The following is a 16922-nucleotide window of genomic DNA, read 5'->3' as shown; positions in this document are numbered from 1 at the left end:
CCGGTTTTCGGAACCAGCCGATGCCTGACCATTGTCCAAAACATTGCGGCTAGCGCGCCGCTCCGTCGGGAAACTCTCCGTGAATCGCCGTATCGTCCTCCCTCTCGTCGTCTTCCTCGCCGGCGCGCTCGCGCTGGCCGCGGCCGCGATCCTGACCTTCTCGCCTGGTCGCCAAGGTGGGGGCAGCGGCACGGCGAGCGTCGGCGGCCCCTTCACTTTGACGACGCAGGAGGGCAAGCCGCTCTCGGACAAGGATCTGCGCGGCGCGCCCTTCCTGGTCTTCTTCGGCTTCACCCATTGCCCGGACGTCTGCCCGACCAAGCTCTTCGAGATCTCCGAAGCGCTGCGCGCCGCTGGTGACGGCGACAAGGCCAAACAGCTCAAGGCGCTGTTCATCACCGTCGACCCCGAGCGCGACACGCCGGAGACCATGAAGAGCTATCTCGGTTCCTTCGATTCCCGCATCGTCGGGTTGAGTGGCGACCGGCCGGCGATCGACGCCGTGATCAAGGCCTACCGCGCCTACGCCAAGAAGGTACCGCTGAAGGACGGCGACTACACGATGGATCACACCGCTTTGGTCTATCTGATGGGCAAGGACGGCAGCTTCATCGGCGCCTTCAATATCGAGCAGCCTCCGGCGCAGGCCGCAGCGGAATGGCTGCGGCATTCGTAGCGGGTTCCGCGGGCGCGCGCCGGCGCGCCAGCCCGTGCTCGGTCTTGTTCCAGACGAAGCGGCGGTTGAAGTAGTCGTAGAGCGCCATCCAGGCCGCGACCGAAACCATCGCGTAGTAAAGCGGTAGCAGCGGCAGCAGCAGGAGCAGGCCGGGCGAGCCGCAGCGGAGCGCGCCGACGGCCGGTGGCGCGAAGAGCGCGATGCTCCCCAGGAGCCAGACGCCGAGCGCGATCGTCGAGGTCAGGGTCGCGAGCGTGCCCTGCGGCGCGAACAGCGATCCGTCCCAATAGGCGAGCAGCGCGGCGACGGCGAAGACCGGATAGCCCAGCGCCGTGGCGACCGTGCCGAAGGCCAGCGACAGGAAGGCGAAGGTGGCGCTGACGCCAGCCTCACGCAGGAGCCTGACCGGCTCCCGCGAATGCGTCACCAGCGTCTGGATATAGCCCTTGATCCAGCGCGAGCGCTGCTTGAGCCAGGCCGGGATGGTGAGAGGTGCTTCCTCGCGCGTATTCGATGGCAGATCGCCGATGCGATAGCCGGCGCGCACCAGGCGCAGCCCGAGATCGGCATCCTCGGTCACGTTCCAGGCATCCCACCCGCCGATGGCGCGCAGCACCTCCGTCCGGAAATGGTTCGAGGTGCCGCCGAGCATGATCGGCAGCTGGAACAGCAGCAGGCCGGGATTGAGGACCTCGAAGAGCCCGGCATACTCGAGGGCGAAGAGTCCGGGGAGCGTGCCTTCCTCGGCATGATCGATCAGCAGCCGCGCCTGCAGGCAGGCAAGGTCCGGAGGCCCGCTGAGAAAGCGCGCCGCCGCCATGCGCAGCTGCTGTCGGTCGGGAATGTCCTCGGCGTCGAAGATGGTGAAGAGCGAGCCACGGGCCTCGAGCAGCGCGAGATTGAGCGCTCGCGGCTTCGTGCGCGGGACGCCGGGCGGCACGATCGTCACCGTGAACTGGGGCGGCAGCGCCATCTTTGCCAGCGACGCCCACATGCCGGTATCGTCCGCTTCGATCAGCAAGCGGATGTCGAGCTTGGCGGGCGGATAGTCGAGGGCGCAGAGCGCCTCGGTCAATTGCTGCAGAACCGCCTCTTCGCGGTACATCGGCACGGCGACGGTGTAGACCGGCAGGCGCGCATCGTCGATACGCCAACGATGGCTTTGCCAGAGATCGGGCGTTGCACGTTCGATCGTGGTCGCGAGGCGCAACAGGATGAGGCCGAGAAAAATCGGCCCGAGCAGCAGGGCGAGCGCGAAGAAGGTTTCGAGCGGCGCAAGGACGCTGCCGATTGCCGCCGTAGAGAGGCCGGTGCCGGCCGTGATCACCTGGCCGCGGCTGGCGCCAGAGCGGGCACTGTCGCGGGCGAGCCCGGCCTCGTCGAGGCCGGCGGCATGGCGGGCCAGCTCGGTGGCGTTGGAGCTGCGCAGCGTCTCGGCGAAGCGGCGCGGTGTCGTCACTGCGATATCCTCGCGCTGTCGCGGGCCGGCCTCGATCATCCGGCGCAGTGCCGGCCCTTCCGGGGCGATTACGAAGCGGAGCGAGGTTTCTTCCCGTATGGGCGCAAAGCCCTGGCGCAGGATCGCGCCATATTCGCCACCCGGCGGCACCGATGGGGGAGTGGATTGAAAGGGTAGGCCCATCTCGGCCGCCAATGCGCGGTAGAAGCCGACCTCGTCGATCAGGCCGAGCGTCATGGCCTCGCGCGCGGGATCGGTGCGGCTGCGCATGGCGCGCTCGGCGGCGCGCATGAGGTCCGAGGGAGCGATGCCATGCCGCGTCAGAAAGGCGAGTTCAACCGGCAGGCCGGCTGCAGCAGGCCCGAGATTGCTCGAACGGCTGTCGCTACCGCTGCCCCCCACTGGCCCCGGTCTCGCCCCACGCATCAACGCCCGATGCGGATGCATCGGGACAACTCATGGTTGCTGTTGAGGCGACGAGAGTCGAGAGGCCTCCCGTAAAAACTTTGGGCGAGGCCCGGGGGCGACGTCAGCGCCCCGCCAGGATTTCCGCGACCTGCGGGATATCCTTGTCGCCGCGGCCGGAAAGATTGACCACCATCAGATGATCCTTCGGCTTCTGCGGCGCGAGCTCGGCGACGCGGGCGAGGGCATGGGCGCTTTCGAGCGCCGGGATGATGCCTTCCAGCCGCGAAATGAGCTGGAACGCCTCGAGCGCCTCTTCGTCGGTGGCCGAGAGGTACTTCACCCGGCCGACATCATGCAGCCAGGAATGTTCCGGCCCGATGCCGGGATAGTCGAGCCCAGCCGAGATCGAGTGGGCGTCCTTGATCTGCCCATCATCGTCCATCAGCAGGAAGGTGCGGTTGCCGTGCAGCACACCAGGGCGCCCGCCGGTCAGCGAAGCCGCATGCAGACCGCTCGGGATGCCGTGGCCGGCGGCCTCGACGCCGTAGATCTCGACGGAAGCATCGTCGAGGAAGGGGTGGAACAGCCCCATCGCGTTGGAGCCGCCGCCGATGCAGGCGATCAGCGAATCCGGCAGGCGGCCTTCGGCCTCCTGCATCTGCTCGCGCGTTTCCTTGCCGATGATCGACTGGAAGTCGCGGACCATCGCCGGATAGGGATGGGGGCCGGCGACCGTGCCGATGCAGTAGAAGGTCGTCGCGACATTGGTCACCCAGTCGCGCAGCGCCTCGTTCATCGCGTCCTTGAGCGTCTTGGTGCCGGATTCGACCGGCACGACCCTGGCGCCGAGCATCTGCATGCGGAAGACATTGGGCGCCTGCCGGGCGACGTCGACCGCGCCCATATAGACGATGCATTCCAGGCCGTAGCGGGCGCAGAGCGTCGCGGTGGCGACGCCGTGCTGGCCGGCGCCGGTCTCGGCGATGATGCGCTTCTTGCCCATCCGCCGCGCCAGCAGGATCTGGCCGAGCACGTTGTTCACCTTGTGGGAGCCGGTGTGGTTCAGCTCCTCGCGCTTCAGATAGATCTTGGCGCCCAATAGGCCGGAGGCCGTCGACTTGCTCCGAAAATGCTCGGTCAGCCGCTCAGCGAAGTAGAGCGGCGAGGGGCGGCCGACATAGTGCTTCAGCCCGTCAGTCATCTCAGCGTGATAGGCGGGGTCGGCCTTGGCGGCGTTGTAGGCCTGCTCCAGCTCGAGGATGAGCGGCATCAGCGTCTCGGCGACGAAGCGGCCGCCGAACAGGCCGAAGCGGCCGTTCTCGTCCGGGCCGTTACGGTAGCTGTTCGGGTTGGAGGGGGCGTTCATGCCGTTGAACCTTCCTGCACTGCCGCTGCGGCCATGCGGGCCGCCGCGATGAATTCCGCGATCCGGGCCGGATCCTTGACCCCCGGCGCGCTTTCGACGCCCGAGGAGACATCGACGCCCGCCGGCCGGGCGATGCGGATCGCCTCCGTGACATTCGCCGGATCGAGCCCGCCCCCTAGCATGAAGGGCTGCGCAGGGTCGAGGCCGGCGAGCAGCGTCCAGTCGAAGGGGCGTCCGTGCCCGCCGGGATAGGCTGCATCTTTCGGCGGCTTGGCGTCGAGCAGGATGCGGTCGGCCACATCGCGATAGGCTGTGATGGCTTTCAGATCATCCGCCGCGGCGATGCCAAGCGCCTTCATGACGGGCCGCCCGGCGGCGCGTCGCAGGGCGGCGGTCTGCTCGGGCGTCTCGTGGCCATGCAGCTGCAGCCAATCCGGCTTCAGGGCCTCGACAAGCTCGGCCGCCTGCCTCTCATCCCAATCGACGATCAGCGCGGCGATCTCGGCCTTGCCGCGCGCGATAGTGGCGAGCTCGGCGGCACGCTGCGGCGTGATGAAGCGCGGGCTTTTCGGATGGAAGACGAAGCCGACCATGTCCGCGCCGCCGTCGAGCGCGGTGCGAAGGGTCTCTGGTGTGGAGAGGCCGCAGATCTTGATCACGAATGGCGCACCGTTCGACATGGTCGCGCCTTTAGCATGGTCCGTTCGTCGGCGCATGCCGTACTTGCGACATGATGGCGAAGGAAGTCATGCTGGACGGGGCGAAGAAGGGGGGAAGGATTGGTCCGGCTTGGCATGGGCAGGCGCAGTCTGGCGGGTCTGGCGATTCTGCTCGCTGTTTCCGGCCTCGTCGCGGCGGGGTCCTACTATGTCAGCCAGCCGCACACCCTGCGTCTTGCGGTTGGGCCGCTCGGGTCGGAAGATGCCCGAATGGCCGCCGCCTTCGTGCAGGGGCTCAATCGCGACAAGGCCTCGATCCGCCTGCGCCTCGTTCTGACGGAAGGCTCCGAGGACAGCGCCAGGAAGATCGATGCCGGGCAGGCCGATCTCGCCATGCTGCGATCGGACATTGCCATGCCCTCGACCGCCGACACGGTGCTGATCACCCGGCGGACCTTTCCCTTCTTCATCACGACGAAGGAGAGTGCCATCGGGCGCATCGCCGATCTGCGCGGCCGCAAGGTCGGTGTCATTCGGAACCCGGCTGGCAACCTTGCCCTTCTGAAACGTGTCCTGGCGCAGTACGAGGTGCGCCCCGAAGAGGTCGAGATCGTCAGCCTGACTCCCGACGAGATGGTGCAGGCGTCGAAGGAAAAGCGCGTCGAGGCCTTCTTCTCGATCAATGCCGTCGGATCGCACACCAACAATGAAGGCTTGCGCCGGCTGCGCGAAGCATGGGGCGAGGACCCCGCGCTGATCCCGGTGCGCGAGGCGGATGCGCTGGCGGCGCATTATCGCGCCATCGAGTCCGGCGAGATCGTGCGCGGCGCGCTCGGCGGCGACCCGCCCCGGCCGGCGGAAAGCCTGCAGACGATCTCGATCACCTCGCGCCTCGTCGCGGCTCAGAGCCTCGACGATAATCTGGTCGGCGATCTGACCAAGGAGATCCTTGGCCTGAGATTGACGCTCGCGGGTGAGGTGCCGGCGGTGCAGGCGCTGGAAACCCCCTCCACGGACAAGGATGCGCCGCTGCCCGTCCATTCCGGCGCCGCAGCCTATATCGACGGCGAGCAGGAGACCTTCTTCGATCGCTATGGCGACTGGTTCTATATCGGCGCGATGGCTCTCTCTGCGGTCGGCACGGGCGGGGCTGCGCTGCTCAGCCGCGAGAGCGCCAACCGGCGCCGGCGCGCCATGTCCGGCCTCGACGAACTGCTGGAGCTGCTCGCGGCGATCCGTACCTGCGAGGATGAGGAGGAGCTGGCGCGGCTCGGGCGGGAGGCGGACCTGATCCTGACGCGCGTGCTCGCCGACTATGCCAAGGGCGACCTCGACACTGCTGCGCTCGCCGCCTACCGGCTTGCCATCGATCAGGTCGGACGGGCCGTCGCCGAGCGGCAGCGGGCGCTGGCGGAAGACTGAACGCGCTCACCTTTCGGCAGCCTCAACGGTTGCCCAAACGCCCTCCAGCGTTTATGTGCAGCGCAACGAATTCCAGATTCACGTGAAACAGGCTGCGCCGGCAGGGCTTCGAACCTGACCGGCTCGTGGCCTTGAAAGCAAGGCCCTTACGCATGTCCATGCGCAACATCGCCATCATCGCGCACGTCGACCACGGCAAGACGACCCTTGTCGACAAGCTGCTGCAGCAGTCCGGCGCCTTCCGCGAGAACCAGCGCGTCGCCGAGCGCGTGATGGACTCCAACGACCTTGAGAAGGAGCGCGGCATCACCATCCTGGCCAAGGCGACCTCGGTCGTCTGGAAGGACACGCGCATCAACATCGTCGACACCCCCGGCCACGCCGATTTCGGCGGCGAGGTCGAGCGCATCCTGAACATGGTCGATTCCGCCATCGTGCTGGTCGACGCGGCCGAAGGCCCGATGCCGCAGACCAAGTTCGTGGTCTCGAAGGCACTGAAGCTCGGCCTCAAGCCGATCGTCGCGATCAACAAGGTCGACAAGCCCGACGCGCGCACCACCGAAGTCATCAACGAGGTCTTCGACCTCTTCGCCGCGCTCGACGCCACCGACGAGCAGCTCGACTTCCCGATCCTCTACGGCTCGGGCAAGCAGGGCTGGATGGCCGATTCCCCGGAAGGTCCGCAGGATCAGGGCCTGGCGCCGATGTACGATCTCATCCTCAAGCACGTCCCGGCGCCGACAGTCGAGGACGGCCCGTTCCGCATGATCGGCACGCTGCTCGAGGCCAATCCCTATCTCGGCCGCATCATCACCGGCCGTGTCACCTCGGGCTCGGCCAAGCCGAACCAGACCATCAAGGTGCTCTCGGGCGACGGCTCCACCGTCGAGACCGGCCGCATCTCGAAGATCCTCGCCTTCCGCGGCATCGAGCGCCAGCCGATCGAGGAAGCGGTCGCGGGTGACATCGTCTCGATCGCCGGCCTGGTGAAGGGCACCGTTGCCGATACCTTCTGCGACCCGGCTATCACCGACCCGATCAAGGCCCAGCCGATTGATCCGCCGACCGTCTCGATGACCTTCTCGGTCAACGACTCGCCGCTCGCCGGCACCGAGGGCGACAAGGTCACGACCCGCGTCATCCGCGACCGCCTGTTCAAGGAGGCCGAGGGCAATGTCGCGCTGAAGATCGAGGAAGCCTCCGACAAGGACAGCTACATCGTCTCCGGCCGCGGCGAACTCCAGCTCGCCATCCTGATCGAGACCATGCGCCGCGAGGGCTTCGAGCTTGGCGTCTCCCGTCCGCGCGTCGTGCTGAAGCGCGACGAGGGCGGCCAGCTGCTGGAGCCGATCGAAGAGGTCGTCATCGACGTCGACGAGGAGCATTCCGGCGTCGTTGTGCAGAAGATGGCCGAGCGCAAGGCGGACATGCTGGAGATGCGGCCGTCGGGCGGCAACCGCCTGCGCCTCGTCTTCCACGCTCCGACCCGCGGCCTGATCGGCTATCAGGGCGAGCTGCTGACAGACACCCGCGGCACGGCGATCATGAACCGGCTGTTCCACGCCTATCTGCCCTACAAGGGCGAGATCGCGGGCCGCCGCAATGGCGTGCTGATCGCGATGGAGACCGGTGAGGCCGTAGCCTACGCGCTGTGGAACCTCGAGGATCGTGGCCCGATGATGATCGAGCCGGGCTGGAAGGTCTATCAGGGCATGATCGTTGGCGAGCACACCCGCGAGAACGATCTCGAGGTCAACGTCCTCAAGGGCAAGAAGCTCACCAACATCCGCACGACATCGAAGGATGAGGCGGTTCGCCTCACCCCGCCTATCCGCATGACGCTGGAGCGGTCGCTGGCCTGGATCGACGACGACGAGCTCGTCGAAGTCACGCCGAAGTCGATCCGCCTGCGCAAGGCGATCCTCGACCCGAACGACCGCAAGCGCTCGCAGAAGCAGAAGGCCGAAGTGGCCTGAGCCGGATCGCCGGCAGCTAGCGCCTTATCCGGCGCAGCTGCCGGCATTGTGCCTCAGCGGCTCATCAAGAGCGGCAGCGGGGTGGATTTCAGCAGCGACTGCGTGACGCCGCCGAGCAGCCATTCGCGCAGCCGCGAGTGCTTGTAGGCGCCGCAGACGATCAGATCGGCGCGGAAATCCGTTGCGGCCTGCCGGATCGTCTCGGCTACGTCGTTCTTTCCGCTCAGCGCGACGTTTCGAACGGTTACGGAAGCGCCGTGTCGCGCCAGATGCGGCGCCAGTTCCGCCCCGGCGACAAAGCGCGACAGATCCTTCTCGCCGGTAACGGAGAGAATCTCGACCTCGGCGCCTTTCAGGAACGGCCGGACTTCCGCCACCGTGCGGGCCGCGCCCGCGCTGCCGTCCCAGGCGATCAGGATGCGCCGGGCAGCGAAGGTCTCGGAACCCGGCGGCACGATGATCACCGGCCGGCCGCTATCGAACAGCGCGGCTTCGATCAGGCCGCGGTCGCGCTCGGCGGCATCCTTCTCCAGATCGAGCACGCTGAGGTCGTGGACGCGGGCGAGGCTGACGAGCCGGTCGCTGAGATCGGCATAGACCAACTGCGGCGTCTCGATCGTGCTGGTCACGCCGGCCAGGTCGGCGCTGGTCCGCGCGAGTTCGGCGAAACGCTCGGCCAGAACGCCGATGCGTCGGTTCTCGGCGTGGACGAAGGCGACGCCGAAGTCTCCGATCAGCGAAGCCGGGATTGCGTAGCGCATCGCCGCGGCCTGGATTGTCAGATGCGCACCCGCTTGCTGCGCGAGCGACAGGGCATAGCCGAGCGCGGATTCGAGCTCGCCCTGGCCTTCCTCGGTATAGGCGGTGAAGATGCTCTTGATCGACGGAGCCATCGAGATCTCCAATGGTTCGCAATGGGACATAGGCTGGCCGGATCATTGTGCCCGCGCCTTGCGCTGGGTCAAATACGGTTGTCGCGGCCGATGGCTCCGCCCTGCGCCCGATGCAGTGCGCGGTTGATGGCGGCCGCGCTTGTCGGCCTGTTCCGGCTCTGATCCTGTGTGCGGCTTCCGGAGGAGGATCACTGCCATGCAATTCCGCAATCTCGGCCGCTCGGGCCTGCGCGTCTCGCTCGTCGGGCTCGGCTGCAACAATTTCGGCGGCCGCATCGATCTCGATGCGACCCGGAAGGTTGTCGATGCCGCGATCGAGCACGGCATCACGCTGTTCGACACCGCCGACATCTATGGCGAGCGCGGTGGCTCCGAGACCGCGCTTGGCGAGGTGCTGGGCGCGCGGCGCAAGCAGATCGTGCTGGCGAGCAAATTCGGCATGGAGATGGATGCCGAGGGTGTGAAGAAGGGCGGCTCGCGCCGCTACATCATGAGTGCGGTCGAGGATTCGCTGCGGCGCCTGAAGACCGACTGGCTCGATCTCTATCAGCTTCACCGGCCCGACCCGCTGACCCCGATCGAGGAGACGCTGCGCGCCCTCGACGACCTCGTCCGCCAGGGCAAGGTGCGCTATGTCGGCTGCTCCAACGTCGTCGCCTGGCAGGTCGCCGATGCGCAATGGACGGCGCGCGACCTCGGCATTCCCGGTTTCGCCTCGGCGCAGGACGAGTACAGCCTGCTGAAGCGCGGCGCCGAGAAGGACCTGATCCCGGCCATCGCCCATTACGGCATGGGGCTCCTGCCCTATTTCCCGCTCGCCAACGGCGCGCTTACCGGCAAATACAAGCGCGGCGCGGCGATGCCGGAAGGCGCGCGCCTGACCAAGCTGCCGGAACGCGCCGGCCAGATCTTCAGTGAGGACAACTGGCGCAGGATCGAGGGGCTGACCGCTTTTGCCGAGGCGCGCGGCCATAGCCTCGTCGAGCTCGCCTTCTCCTGGCTCGCCGCCCAGCCGGTCGTCTCCAGCGTCATCGCCGGCGCGACCAGGCCGGAACAGGTCGCGGCCAACGTCAAGGCGGCCGACTGGGCGCTGAGCGCCGAGGATCTCGCCGAGATCGACGCAATTACGAAGTAGTGGCGGAACCCTGCCGGCCGAGCGGCGCCAGAAGCTCGGCCAGCCTCCCGGCGTCGGCATCGCTAAGCTGCGCGCCGACCGCTTCCTGGATCGCAACGCGATAGACGGGCCAGATCTCTCGGCGCAGTGCCTGGCCCGCCGGTGTCGCGACAACGAGCTGGCCGCGGCCATCGCTCTCGCAGCGCCGCCTTTCGACCAGCCCGCGCGCCTCCAGCCGGTCGAGCAGCCTGGAGAGATTGTGCTGTTCAAGCAGCAACGCGTTCTCCAGCGCAAAGGGCCGTAGCCCCGCCTTGCCGGCGCGTTCCAGCTCCCACAGCACATCGTACCAAGCGAGCGGCGGCAGGCCGGCCTGCTTCAGGCGGCGCTCGACCACGGCCAATGCCACGCGCTGAGCCCGGTGCAGGCCAATCCAGGCGCTGATGATCGCGTCGCTCGGGGTTTCCTGCTTCGGCATCGCCGCTTCTTAGCAAATCGATGCAATTGCATCAATCTTGACGCGCGGCACGCCCATGGCAATATGGATGCAATTGCATCGATTAACCGATACCTGCCCTGGAGGCGACCATGCCCGCACAGCTCACCCTGATCTCCTTCGCCCTCTGCCCCTATGTCCAGCGCGCGGCGATCGTCCTGCGCGAAAAGGAGATTGCCTATGAACGGATCGATATCGACCTCGCCAACAAGCCCGACTGGTTTCTGAAACTCTCGCCGCTCGGCAAGGTGCCGGTGCTGAAGGTGGATGGGGAAGTCCTCTTCGAGAGCGCGGTGATCGCGGAATATCTCGACGAGGCGTATCAGCCGCGGCTGCACCCGGCGGATGCGCTGGCGAAGGCGCGGCATCGCGCCTGGATCGAATTCGCCTCGTCCATCCTCGCCGACATCTGGATCGTCGAGACGACCCCGGACGAAACGGTTTTTGCCGACAGGCTCGCCTTGCTCGGCGCCAAATTCGCCCGCGTCGAGGCCGAGCTGGGGGACGGTCCCTTCTTCGCCGGCGCGGCGTTCTGCCTGGTCGATGCAGCCTTCGCGCCGGTCTTCCGCTACTTCGACGTCTTCGACGCGATCGCCGATCTCGGCGTGTTCGACGCCACGCCGAAAGTCCGCGCCTGGCGCAAAGCCCTGGCCGCCCGCCCCTCCGTCCGCGACGCCGTGGTGCCGGATTATCCGGAGCGACTGCGCAGCTTCCTTCGCAAGCAGGGCGGCGTGATGGCCCGCCGGATGGTGCTGGCCGCTTAGAGAGCGTTTGCAAATTCACTGAGCCCTCATCCTGGGGAGCCATTCCGGCAGGAACGGCGTCTCGAAGGATGCTCCAGGAGGCTCAGGAGATAGCTGGACCATCCTTCGAGACGCGCCTGACGGTGCTCCTCAGGATGAGGGCTGGAGTTTCCAAACAGATAGGTCTCCTAAAGCGGCTTGGCGTCCCGTTTCGCTCCTGACGTGTTTTGGCCAGCTTGCTGCGAATCGCAGGCTCGATGCGATGGACCGGCCGCGCGCGCCCGCTTATGGTCCGCGCCATGAGCGATACAGCTGCGACCGCCCCCGCCCTGAAGCCCGGCGACCACCTCTTCTTGGTCGACGGCTCGAACTTCATCTTCCGAGCCTATTTCCAGTCGATCAATCAGGACCGGAAATACCTGTCGCGCTCGGATGGTTTGCCTTCCGGCGCGGTCCGGCTCTTCGCGACGAAGCTGTTCCAGTTCGTGCGCGAGGGCGTGCTCGGCGTGAAGCCGACCCATCTCGCCATTGTCTTCGACAAGTCGGAGAACTCGTTCCGCAAGGCGATCTACCCGGCCTATAAGGGCAATCGCTCCGACCCGCCGGCCGATCTCATTCCCCAGTTCCCGCTGATGCGCGAGGCCGTGCGCGCCTTCGGCCTCATCCCGGTCGAGCAGGATGTCTACGAGGCCGACGACCTGATCGCGACCTATGCCAAGCAGGCGCGCGAGGCAGGCGCCGAGGTGCTGATCGTTTCGGCGGATAAAGACCTGATGCAGCTCGTGCGGCCGGGCGTCGCGATGTACGACCCAGCCTCTGGCGACCAGAAGAAGGGCGCCGGCTTCCGCGCCGAGCGCCGCATCGGCGAGCCGGAGGTGGTCGAGTATTTCGGTGTCACCCCGGACAAGGTCACGGATGTGCAGGCGCTTGCCGGCGATGCCACCGACAACGTGCCGGGCGCACCCGGCATCGGTATCAAGACGGCGGCCCAGCTCATCGGCGAATATGGCGATCTTGAAACCCTGCTGGCCCGCGCCGGCGAGATCAAGCAGCCGAAGCGCCGGGAGACGCTGACCAACCCCGAGGTGGTCGAGAAGGTCCGCATCTCGCACAAGCTCGTCAGCCTCGTCGACGACGTTGAGGTCGAGACGCCGCTTGAGACCTTGACGCTGGAGCAGCCGGACCCGGCGAAGCTCATCGCCTTCCTCAAGGCGATGGAGTTCACCACCATCACCAAGCGCGTCGCCGAGGCCTATGAGGCCGATGTCGGCGCCGTCGATGCTGATCCGGCGCTGGCTCCCGGCGGTTCCCGCGCGGCCGAGCTCAAGGCACTCTATGCCGGCGCCGATGTCATCGAAGATGCAGTCTCAGCCACGACGCCGGCCGCGCCTTCTCCGACCGCCACCCTGCCCGAGGCGACAGGCGGCGAGGCCGGCTGGATGAAGCCGGCCGATCTCGCCGCCACCCGCAAGAACGAGGCGATCGTGGCCAAGATCGATCGCTCCAAATACGAATGCCTGCGCACGCTCGCCGATCTCGAACGCTGGATCGGCTGGGCTTATGAGGCCGGCCATGTCGCGCTCGACATCGAGACGAACTCGCTCGATGCGATGCAGGCCGATCTCGTCGGCATCTCGCTCGCCGTCGCGCCCGGCCGCGCCTGCTATATCCCGTTGCAGCATCGCGCCGGCGATGGCGGCCTTTTCGACGAAGGGCTGCTCCCGGAGCAGATCCCATTGGCGCAGGCCGTCGCGGCGCTGAAGCCCCTGCTGGCCGACAAGGGCGTGCTCAAGATCGGCCAGAACCTGAAATACGACCTGCTGGTGCTGGAGCGCCATGGCGTCGCCGTGTCCCCGATCGAGGACACGATGCTGATCTCCTATGCGCTCGATGCCGGCAGCAACAGCCACGGCATGGACAAGCTCTCGGAACTCCATCTCGGCCATGAGACGATTCCGTATTCTCAGGTCGCCGGCACCGGCAAATCGCAGGTCACCTTCGACAAGGTCCCGCTCGACAGGGCGACCGATTACGCCGCCGAGGATGCCGACGTCACGTTTCGTCTCTGGCTTGCGCTGAAGCCGCGGCTCGCAGCTGAAAAGAAGACCGCCGTCTACGAGGTACTGGAACGGCCGATGGTCGCCGTGCTCGCCGCCATGGAGGCGCGCGGCATCGCCATCGACCGGCAGATCCTGTCCCGCCTCTCCGGCGATTTCGCGCAGGGGCTGGCGCGGCTGGAGGACGAGATCTACGAGCTCGCCGGCGAAAAGTTCACCATCGGCAGCCCGAAGCAGCTTGGCGACATCCTGTTCGGCAAGATGGGGCTGGAGGGCGCCAAGAAGACCGCGACCGGGCAATGGGCGACGGGTGCCGGCGTGCTCGAGGACCTGGCCGAGCAGGGCCACGCGCTGCCCTCCAAGATCTTGGACTGGCGCCAGCTCGCCAAGCTCAAATCGACCTATACGGACTCGCTGCCGGGCTATGTGAACCCGCAGACCAACCGGGTCCACACCTCCTATGCGCTGGCCGCGACCACGACGGGCCGGCTCTCCTCCTCCGAGCCCAATCTGCAGAACATCCCGATCCGCACCGAGGCCGGGCGCAAGATCAGGACGGCCTTCGTGCCGGAGAAAGGCTTCAAGCTGGTCTCGGCCGACTACAGCCAGATCGAACTGCGCCTGCTCGCCCATATCGCCGAGATCCCGCAACTGCGGCAGGCTTTTGCCGATGGCATCGACATCCACGCGATGACGGCCTCCGAGATGTTCGGCGTGCCGGTTCAGGGCATGCCGAGCGAGGTCCGCCGCCGCGCCAAGGCGATCAATTTCGGCATCATCTACGGCATCTCGGCCTTCGGCCTCGCCAACCAGCTCGGCATCGGCCGCGAGGAGGCGAGCGCCTATATCCGCAAGTATTTCGAGCGCTTCCCTGGCATCCGTGACTACATGGATCAGACCAAGACGCATGTCCGCGCCCATGGTCAGGTCACGACGATCTTCGGCCGCGTCTGCCACTTCCCGGCGGTCGCCTCGAAGAACCCGTCCGAGCGCGCCTTCGTCGAGCGGCAGGCGATCAACGCGCCGATCCAGGGCTCGGCCGCCGACATCATCCGCCGGGCGATGATCCGCATGGATGCGGCGCTCACCGCCAACCGGCTCAATGCGCGCATGCTGCTGCAGGTGCATGACGAGCTCGTCTTCGAGGTGCCGGAGGAGGAGGTCGCCAAGACGCTGCCCATCATCGAGAAGGTGATGGTCGATGCCCCGCATCCGGCGGTGCAGCTCCGCGTGCCGCTGGCGGTCGAGGCCCGCGCCGCCGACAACTGGGACGAGGCGCACTGAACCTGCCGGAACCCGGCCGATCCCTCCCGCGTTGACGCTCCGTCGTGCCAGGGGGCGCGGTTGGAAGCAGGAACATGCTCAGCTCATCGGCCTGGCGGCCGTTTCCGCGCTACATGGCGGAACCGGAACCGGTGGAGGAGACACAGGAGGTCACGCCCTACGAGCATGATCTCATCCTCCGCTATGCGATCGTCGGCATCTTCGTCATCCTCGTCACGGCATCGCTGGCGCTGACCAAGGTCATCGCCATGCCGGTGATGGCGGGTGTCATCTTCGGCCTGGTCCTCGGCCCTCTGGTCGATTGGCTCGCCCGCTACGGCGTGCCGCAGCATGCGGCCGCGGGGCTTGTCGTCCTGCTCATCATCGGCCTGATGTTCGGTGCGGTCACGATCCTGGCGGTTCCCGTCGCTGGCTGGAGCGATCAGGTCCCCGCCATGATGGCGGCGCTCCAGACCAAGCTCGCCGGCGTCTTCGCCTTCATGGACGAATTCAGGCGCAGCATCGCCTCGCTCACCGGCAAGGGCGCCGAGCTCAGCGTCTCGCAGGGGAATCCGCTCTTCGACCTCGCCCTGTCGTCCTCGACGGCGGCGGGCGGCATGCTGATCTTCGTCGCCACCGTCTATTTCTGGCTGGCGACGCGGCGCCATCTCAAGGCCCGCATACTCCGGCTCTGCCTCGGCCGGGGCGCGCGTCGTTCCGCCGGCTCCTTCTTCGAGGAGATCGAGGCGCGGGTGGCGCGCTACTTCGCCCTGGTGACGGTGATCAATCTCGGCATGGGCCTGCTGACCATGACCATCGCCTGGCTCGCCGGGCTGCCGTTCCCGGTTTTCTGGGGCGCGCTCGCCTTCCTGCTCAATTATCTCGCCTTCATCGGGCCGGTCATCGTCGCCGTCCTGCTGTTGGCGGGCGCGCTGCTCGATGCGCCGTCGGTCCTCACCGCGCTCTGGCCGGCTGCGGCCTATTACGTGTTGCATCTCGTCGAGGGTAACGCGGTCACTCCCGTCTTCGTCGGCAACCGGCTGACGATCTCGCCGTTCCTGGTCTTCATTGCCTTCATCTTCTGGCTCTGGCTCTGGGGGCCGATCGGCGCCGTGCTCTCGACGCCGATGGTCATCGTCGCCATGGTGGCGCAGGAGGAATTCGCCCGCTACCGGCGCGAGAAGGCCGAGGCTGAAGCCGCGGAGGCGCGCGAAGCCCAGCCCGCCTAGAGCATCGGACCGAAAAGTGGAATCCACTTTTCGGAGAAGTCCGATGCTCAAACAAAGAGCTGGATCGCCACTTCGCGTCCGAAAGGACGCACGGCGATCTAGAGCATTTTCGAGCGAAGTGGACACCGGTTCGCGTGAAGAAAATGCGATAAAACAACGAGCCGAGCGCGCTGCGGAACAGAATCCGCGGCCGGCACGTTGCGACAGGTGCGAGGCACCTGCGCAGAGCCACTTGCGGCGCCGCTGTCGCCCCGGCACCATTCCGCTCCCACCACAGGAACCGATCGACATGGCAACCACGACATCCGCGAAACGTCAGGCCGCCGCCGCAGCCAGGCGGGCGAAAGCCGAAGTCGAAGCCGGCGCCGAGGAGGTTTCGGCGGAGGCGCGTCAGGCTGGTGCACGCGCCAAGCGTCAGGCGAGCGCTCTGGAGGACACTCTGGCCCGCAGCGCCGAGGAGATCGCCGCGACCGTGACGGATCGCCTGCGCGCCGTCGGCGTCGATACCGACAAGATGGTCGATGTCGCCAAGGAGCAGGCGACGGAGCTGCAAAGGCTGATCGAGGATGAAATCCGCGAGCGGCCGCTGCGTGCCCTCGGGCTGGCGGCCGCGGTGGGGCTGTTCGTCGGCTATCTTTCGGCGCGCTGACCATGCTTGGGGGGCTCGGATCCTTCATTGCTTCGGAGGTTTCCGGGGCGGTGAGGCGCAACGTCACCGTCTACGGTCTGTTCGGTCTCGCCGCTTTGCTGCTGCTCTGCGCGGCCGGCTACGCACTGAACGCCCTGCACACGCTGCTGGCGCTTCGCTACGGCGCGATCGCTGCGAGTCTGTGGATCGCGGGCGGTCTGTTCGCGGCGGCTCTACTGGCCTTCTGCATCGGGCTTTTCGTCAAGAACAGGCGACGGCCGCCACGCCCCATTGCCGCGGCGGCGCTCGCTGCTGCGCCGCTGGCCGCGAAGCTGATCGGTCCGCGGTTGAGCTGGCGCATGGTGGTCGCTGGCGGTGTCGTTGTGCTCGGCGCCATTCTCGGCCGCCAGATCGTTGCCGGCGGCGACAAGGACAAGGACGAGGCGTGATCCTCGCGCCTCTGCTCGGCGGCCGTCGCGGTGGACGGGCCATGTCATTTTACATAGGGATGTCGGCGTGCGTCCTTTAACAAGGCT

Annotated in this window: 14 protein-coding genes; 9 read left to right on the top strand and 5 right to left on the bottom strand. The window is 66.8% G+C overall.

Annotated features, from left to right (window positions below):
- The first annotated feature begins 79 nt into the window (after positions 1-79).
- Positions 80-676, top strand: a complete 597-nt coding sequence (locus FQV39_RS18840) for an SCO family protein (RefSeq protein ID WP_149131685.1) — start codon at positions 80-82, stop codon at positions 674-676.
- Here FQV39_RS18840 and FQV39_RS18835 read toward each other — a convergent pair.
- The 3 genes from FQV39_RS18835 to FQV39_RS18825 all read right to left on the bottom strand — a co-directional run bounded on the left by FQV39_RS18835 (position 621) and on the right by FQV39_RS18825 (position 4589).
- On the bottom strand, positions 621-2537 hold the full coding sequence (locus FQV39_RS18835; RefSeq protein ID WP_149131684.1) for a glycosyltransferase family 2 protein: 1917 nt from the start codon (positions 2535-2537) through the stop codon (positions 621-623). The genes FQV39_RS18840 and FQV39_RS18835 overlap by 56 nt on opposite strands.
- A gap of 127 nt (positions 2538-2664) precedes the next feature.
- Positions 2665-3909, bottom strand: coding sequence for a tryptophan synthase subunit beta (gene trpB / locus FQV39_RS18830; protein WP_149131683.1), 1245 nt, complete (start codon positions 3907-3909; stop codon positions 2665-2667).
- The gene (locus tag FQV39_RS18825) at positions 3906-4589 is read right to left on the bottom strand and encodes a phosphoribosylanthranilate isomerase (protein ID WP_149131682.1); all 684 of its coding nucleotides are present in this window, start codon (positions 4587-4589) and stop codon (positions 3906-3908) included. The genes trpB and FQV39_RS18825 overlap by 4 nt, the downstream gene beginning before the upstream one ends.
- A 114-nt stretch (positions 4590-4703) precedes the next feature.
- Between FQV39_RS18825 and FQV39_RS18820 the strand changes: the two genes are divergently transcribed.
- Both FQV39_RS18820 and typA read left to right on the top strand, forming a co-directional pair.
- Positions 4704-5990: a TAXI family TRAP transporter solute-binding subunit gene (locus FQV39_RS18820; RefSeq protein WP_149131681.1), complete on the top strand. Its 1287-nt coding sequence runs from the start codon at positions 4704-4706 to the stop codon at positions 5988-5990.
- Positions 5991-6142: 152 nt separating this feature from the next.
- A complete protein-coding gene (gene typA, locus FQV39_RS18815) occupies positions 6143-7966 on the top strand; it encodes a translational GTPase TypA (RefSeq protein WP_149131680.1) in 1824 nt (607 codons plus the stop codon).
- 53 nt (positions 7967-8019) lie between these two features.
- Here the strand turns inward: typA and FQV39_RS18810 are convergent, their stop codons facing one another.
- Positions 8020-8859: a universal stress protein gene (locus FQV39_RS18810; RefSeq protein ID WP_149131679.1), complete on the bottom strand. Its 840-nt coding sequence runs from the start codon at positions 8857-8859 to the stop codon at positions 8020-8022.
- Between the two features lie 196 nt (positions 8860-9055).
- Between FQV39_RS18810 and FQV39_RS18805 the strand changes: the two genes are divergently transcribed.
- Positions 9056-9994: an aldo/keto reductase gene (locus FQV39_RS18805; protein ID WP_149131678.1), complete on the top strand. Its 939-nt coding sequence runs from the start codon at positions 9056-9058 to the stop codon at positions 9992-9994.
- Here FQV39_RS18805 and FQV39_RS18800 read toward each other — a convergent pair.
- Positions 9984-10448, bottom strand: coding sequence for a MarR family winged helix-turn-helix transcriptional regulator (locus tag FQV39_RS18800; RefSeq protein WP_149131677.1), 465 nt, complete (start codon positions 10446-10448; stop codon positions 9984-9986). The two genes, FQV39_RS18805 and FQV39_RS18800, sit on opposite strands and share 11 nt — an antisense overlap.
- A gap of 110 nt (positions 10449-10558) precedes the next feature.
- Here FQV39_RS18800 and FQV39_RS18795 point away from each other — a divergent pair, with 110 nt between their 5' ends.
- The 5 genes from FQV39_RS18795 (at position 10559) to FQV39_RS18775 (ending at position 16835) form a co-directional block, all read left to right on the top strand.
- Positions 10559-11230 (top strand): glutathione S-transferase family protein, encoded by a 672-nt coding sequence (locus FQV39_RS18795; protein WP_149131676.1) that lies wholly within the window; start codon positions 10559-10561, stop codon positions 11228-11230.
- A 278-nt stretch (positions 11231-11508) separates the two neighbouring features.
- Positions 11509-14550, top strand: coding sequence for a DNA polymerase I (gene polA / locus FQV39_RS18790; RefSeq protein ID WP_149131675.1), 3042 nt, complete (start codon positions 11509-11511; stop codon positions 14548-14550).
- 74 nt (positions 14551-14624) lie between these two features.
- Complete coding sequence (locus FQV39_RS18785) at positions 14625-15758, top strand: AI-2E family transporter (protein ID WP_149131674.1); 1134 nt, start codon at positions 14625-14627, stop codon at positions 15756-15758.
- Between the two features lie 289 nt (positions 15759-16047).
- On the top strand, positions 16048-16407 hold the full coding sequence (locus FQV39_RS18780; protein ID WP_149131673.1) for a DUF883 C-terminal domain-containing protein: 360 nt from the start codon (positions 16048-16050) through the stop codon (positions 16405-16407).
- A 50-nt stretch (positions 16408-16457) separates the two neighbouring features.
- Positions 16458-16835, top strand: coding sequence for a hypothetical protein (locus FQV39_RS18775; RefSeq protein ID WP_149131672.1), 378 nt, complete (start codon positions 16458-16460; stop codon positions 16833-16835).
- The last annotated feature ends 87 nt before the right edge of the window (positions 16836-16922 follow it).

This window comes from Bosea sp. F3-2, from assembly GCF_008253865.1.
Classification (GTDB): domain Bacteria; phylum Pseudomonadota; class Alphaproteobacteria; order Rhizobiales; family Beijerinckiaceae; genus Allobosea.
The sequence above is the reverse complement of the archived record's forward strand: the minus strand, read 5'-3'. Positions and strand labels throughout refer to the sequence as shown.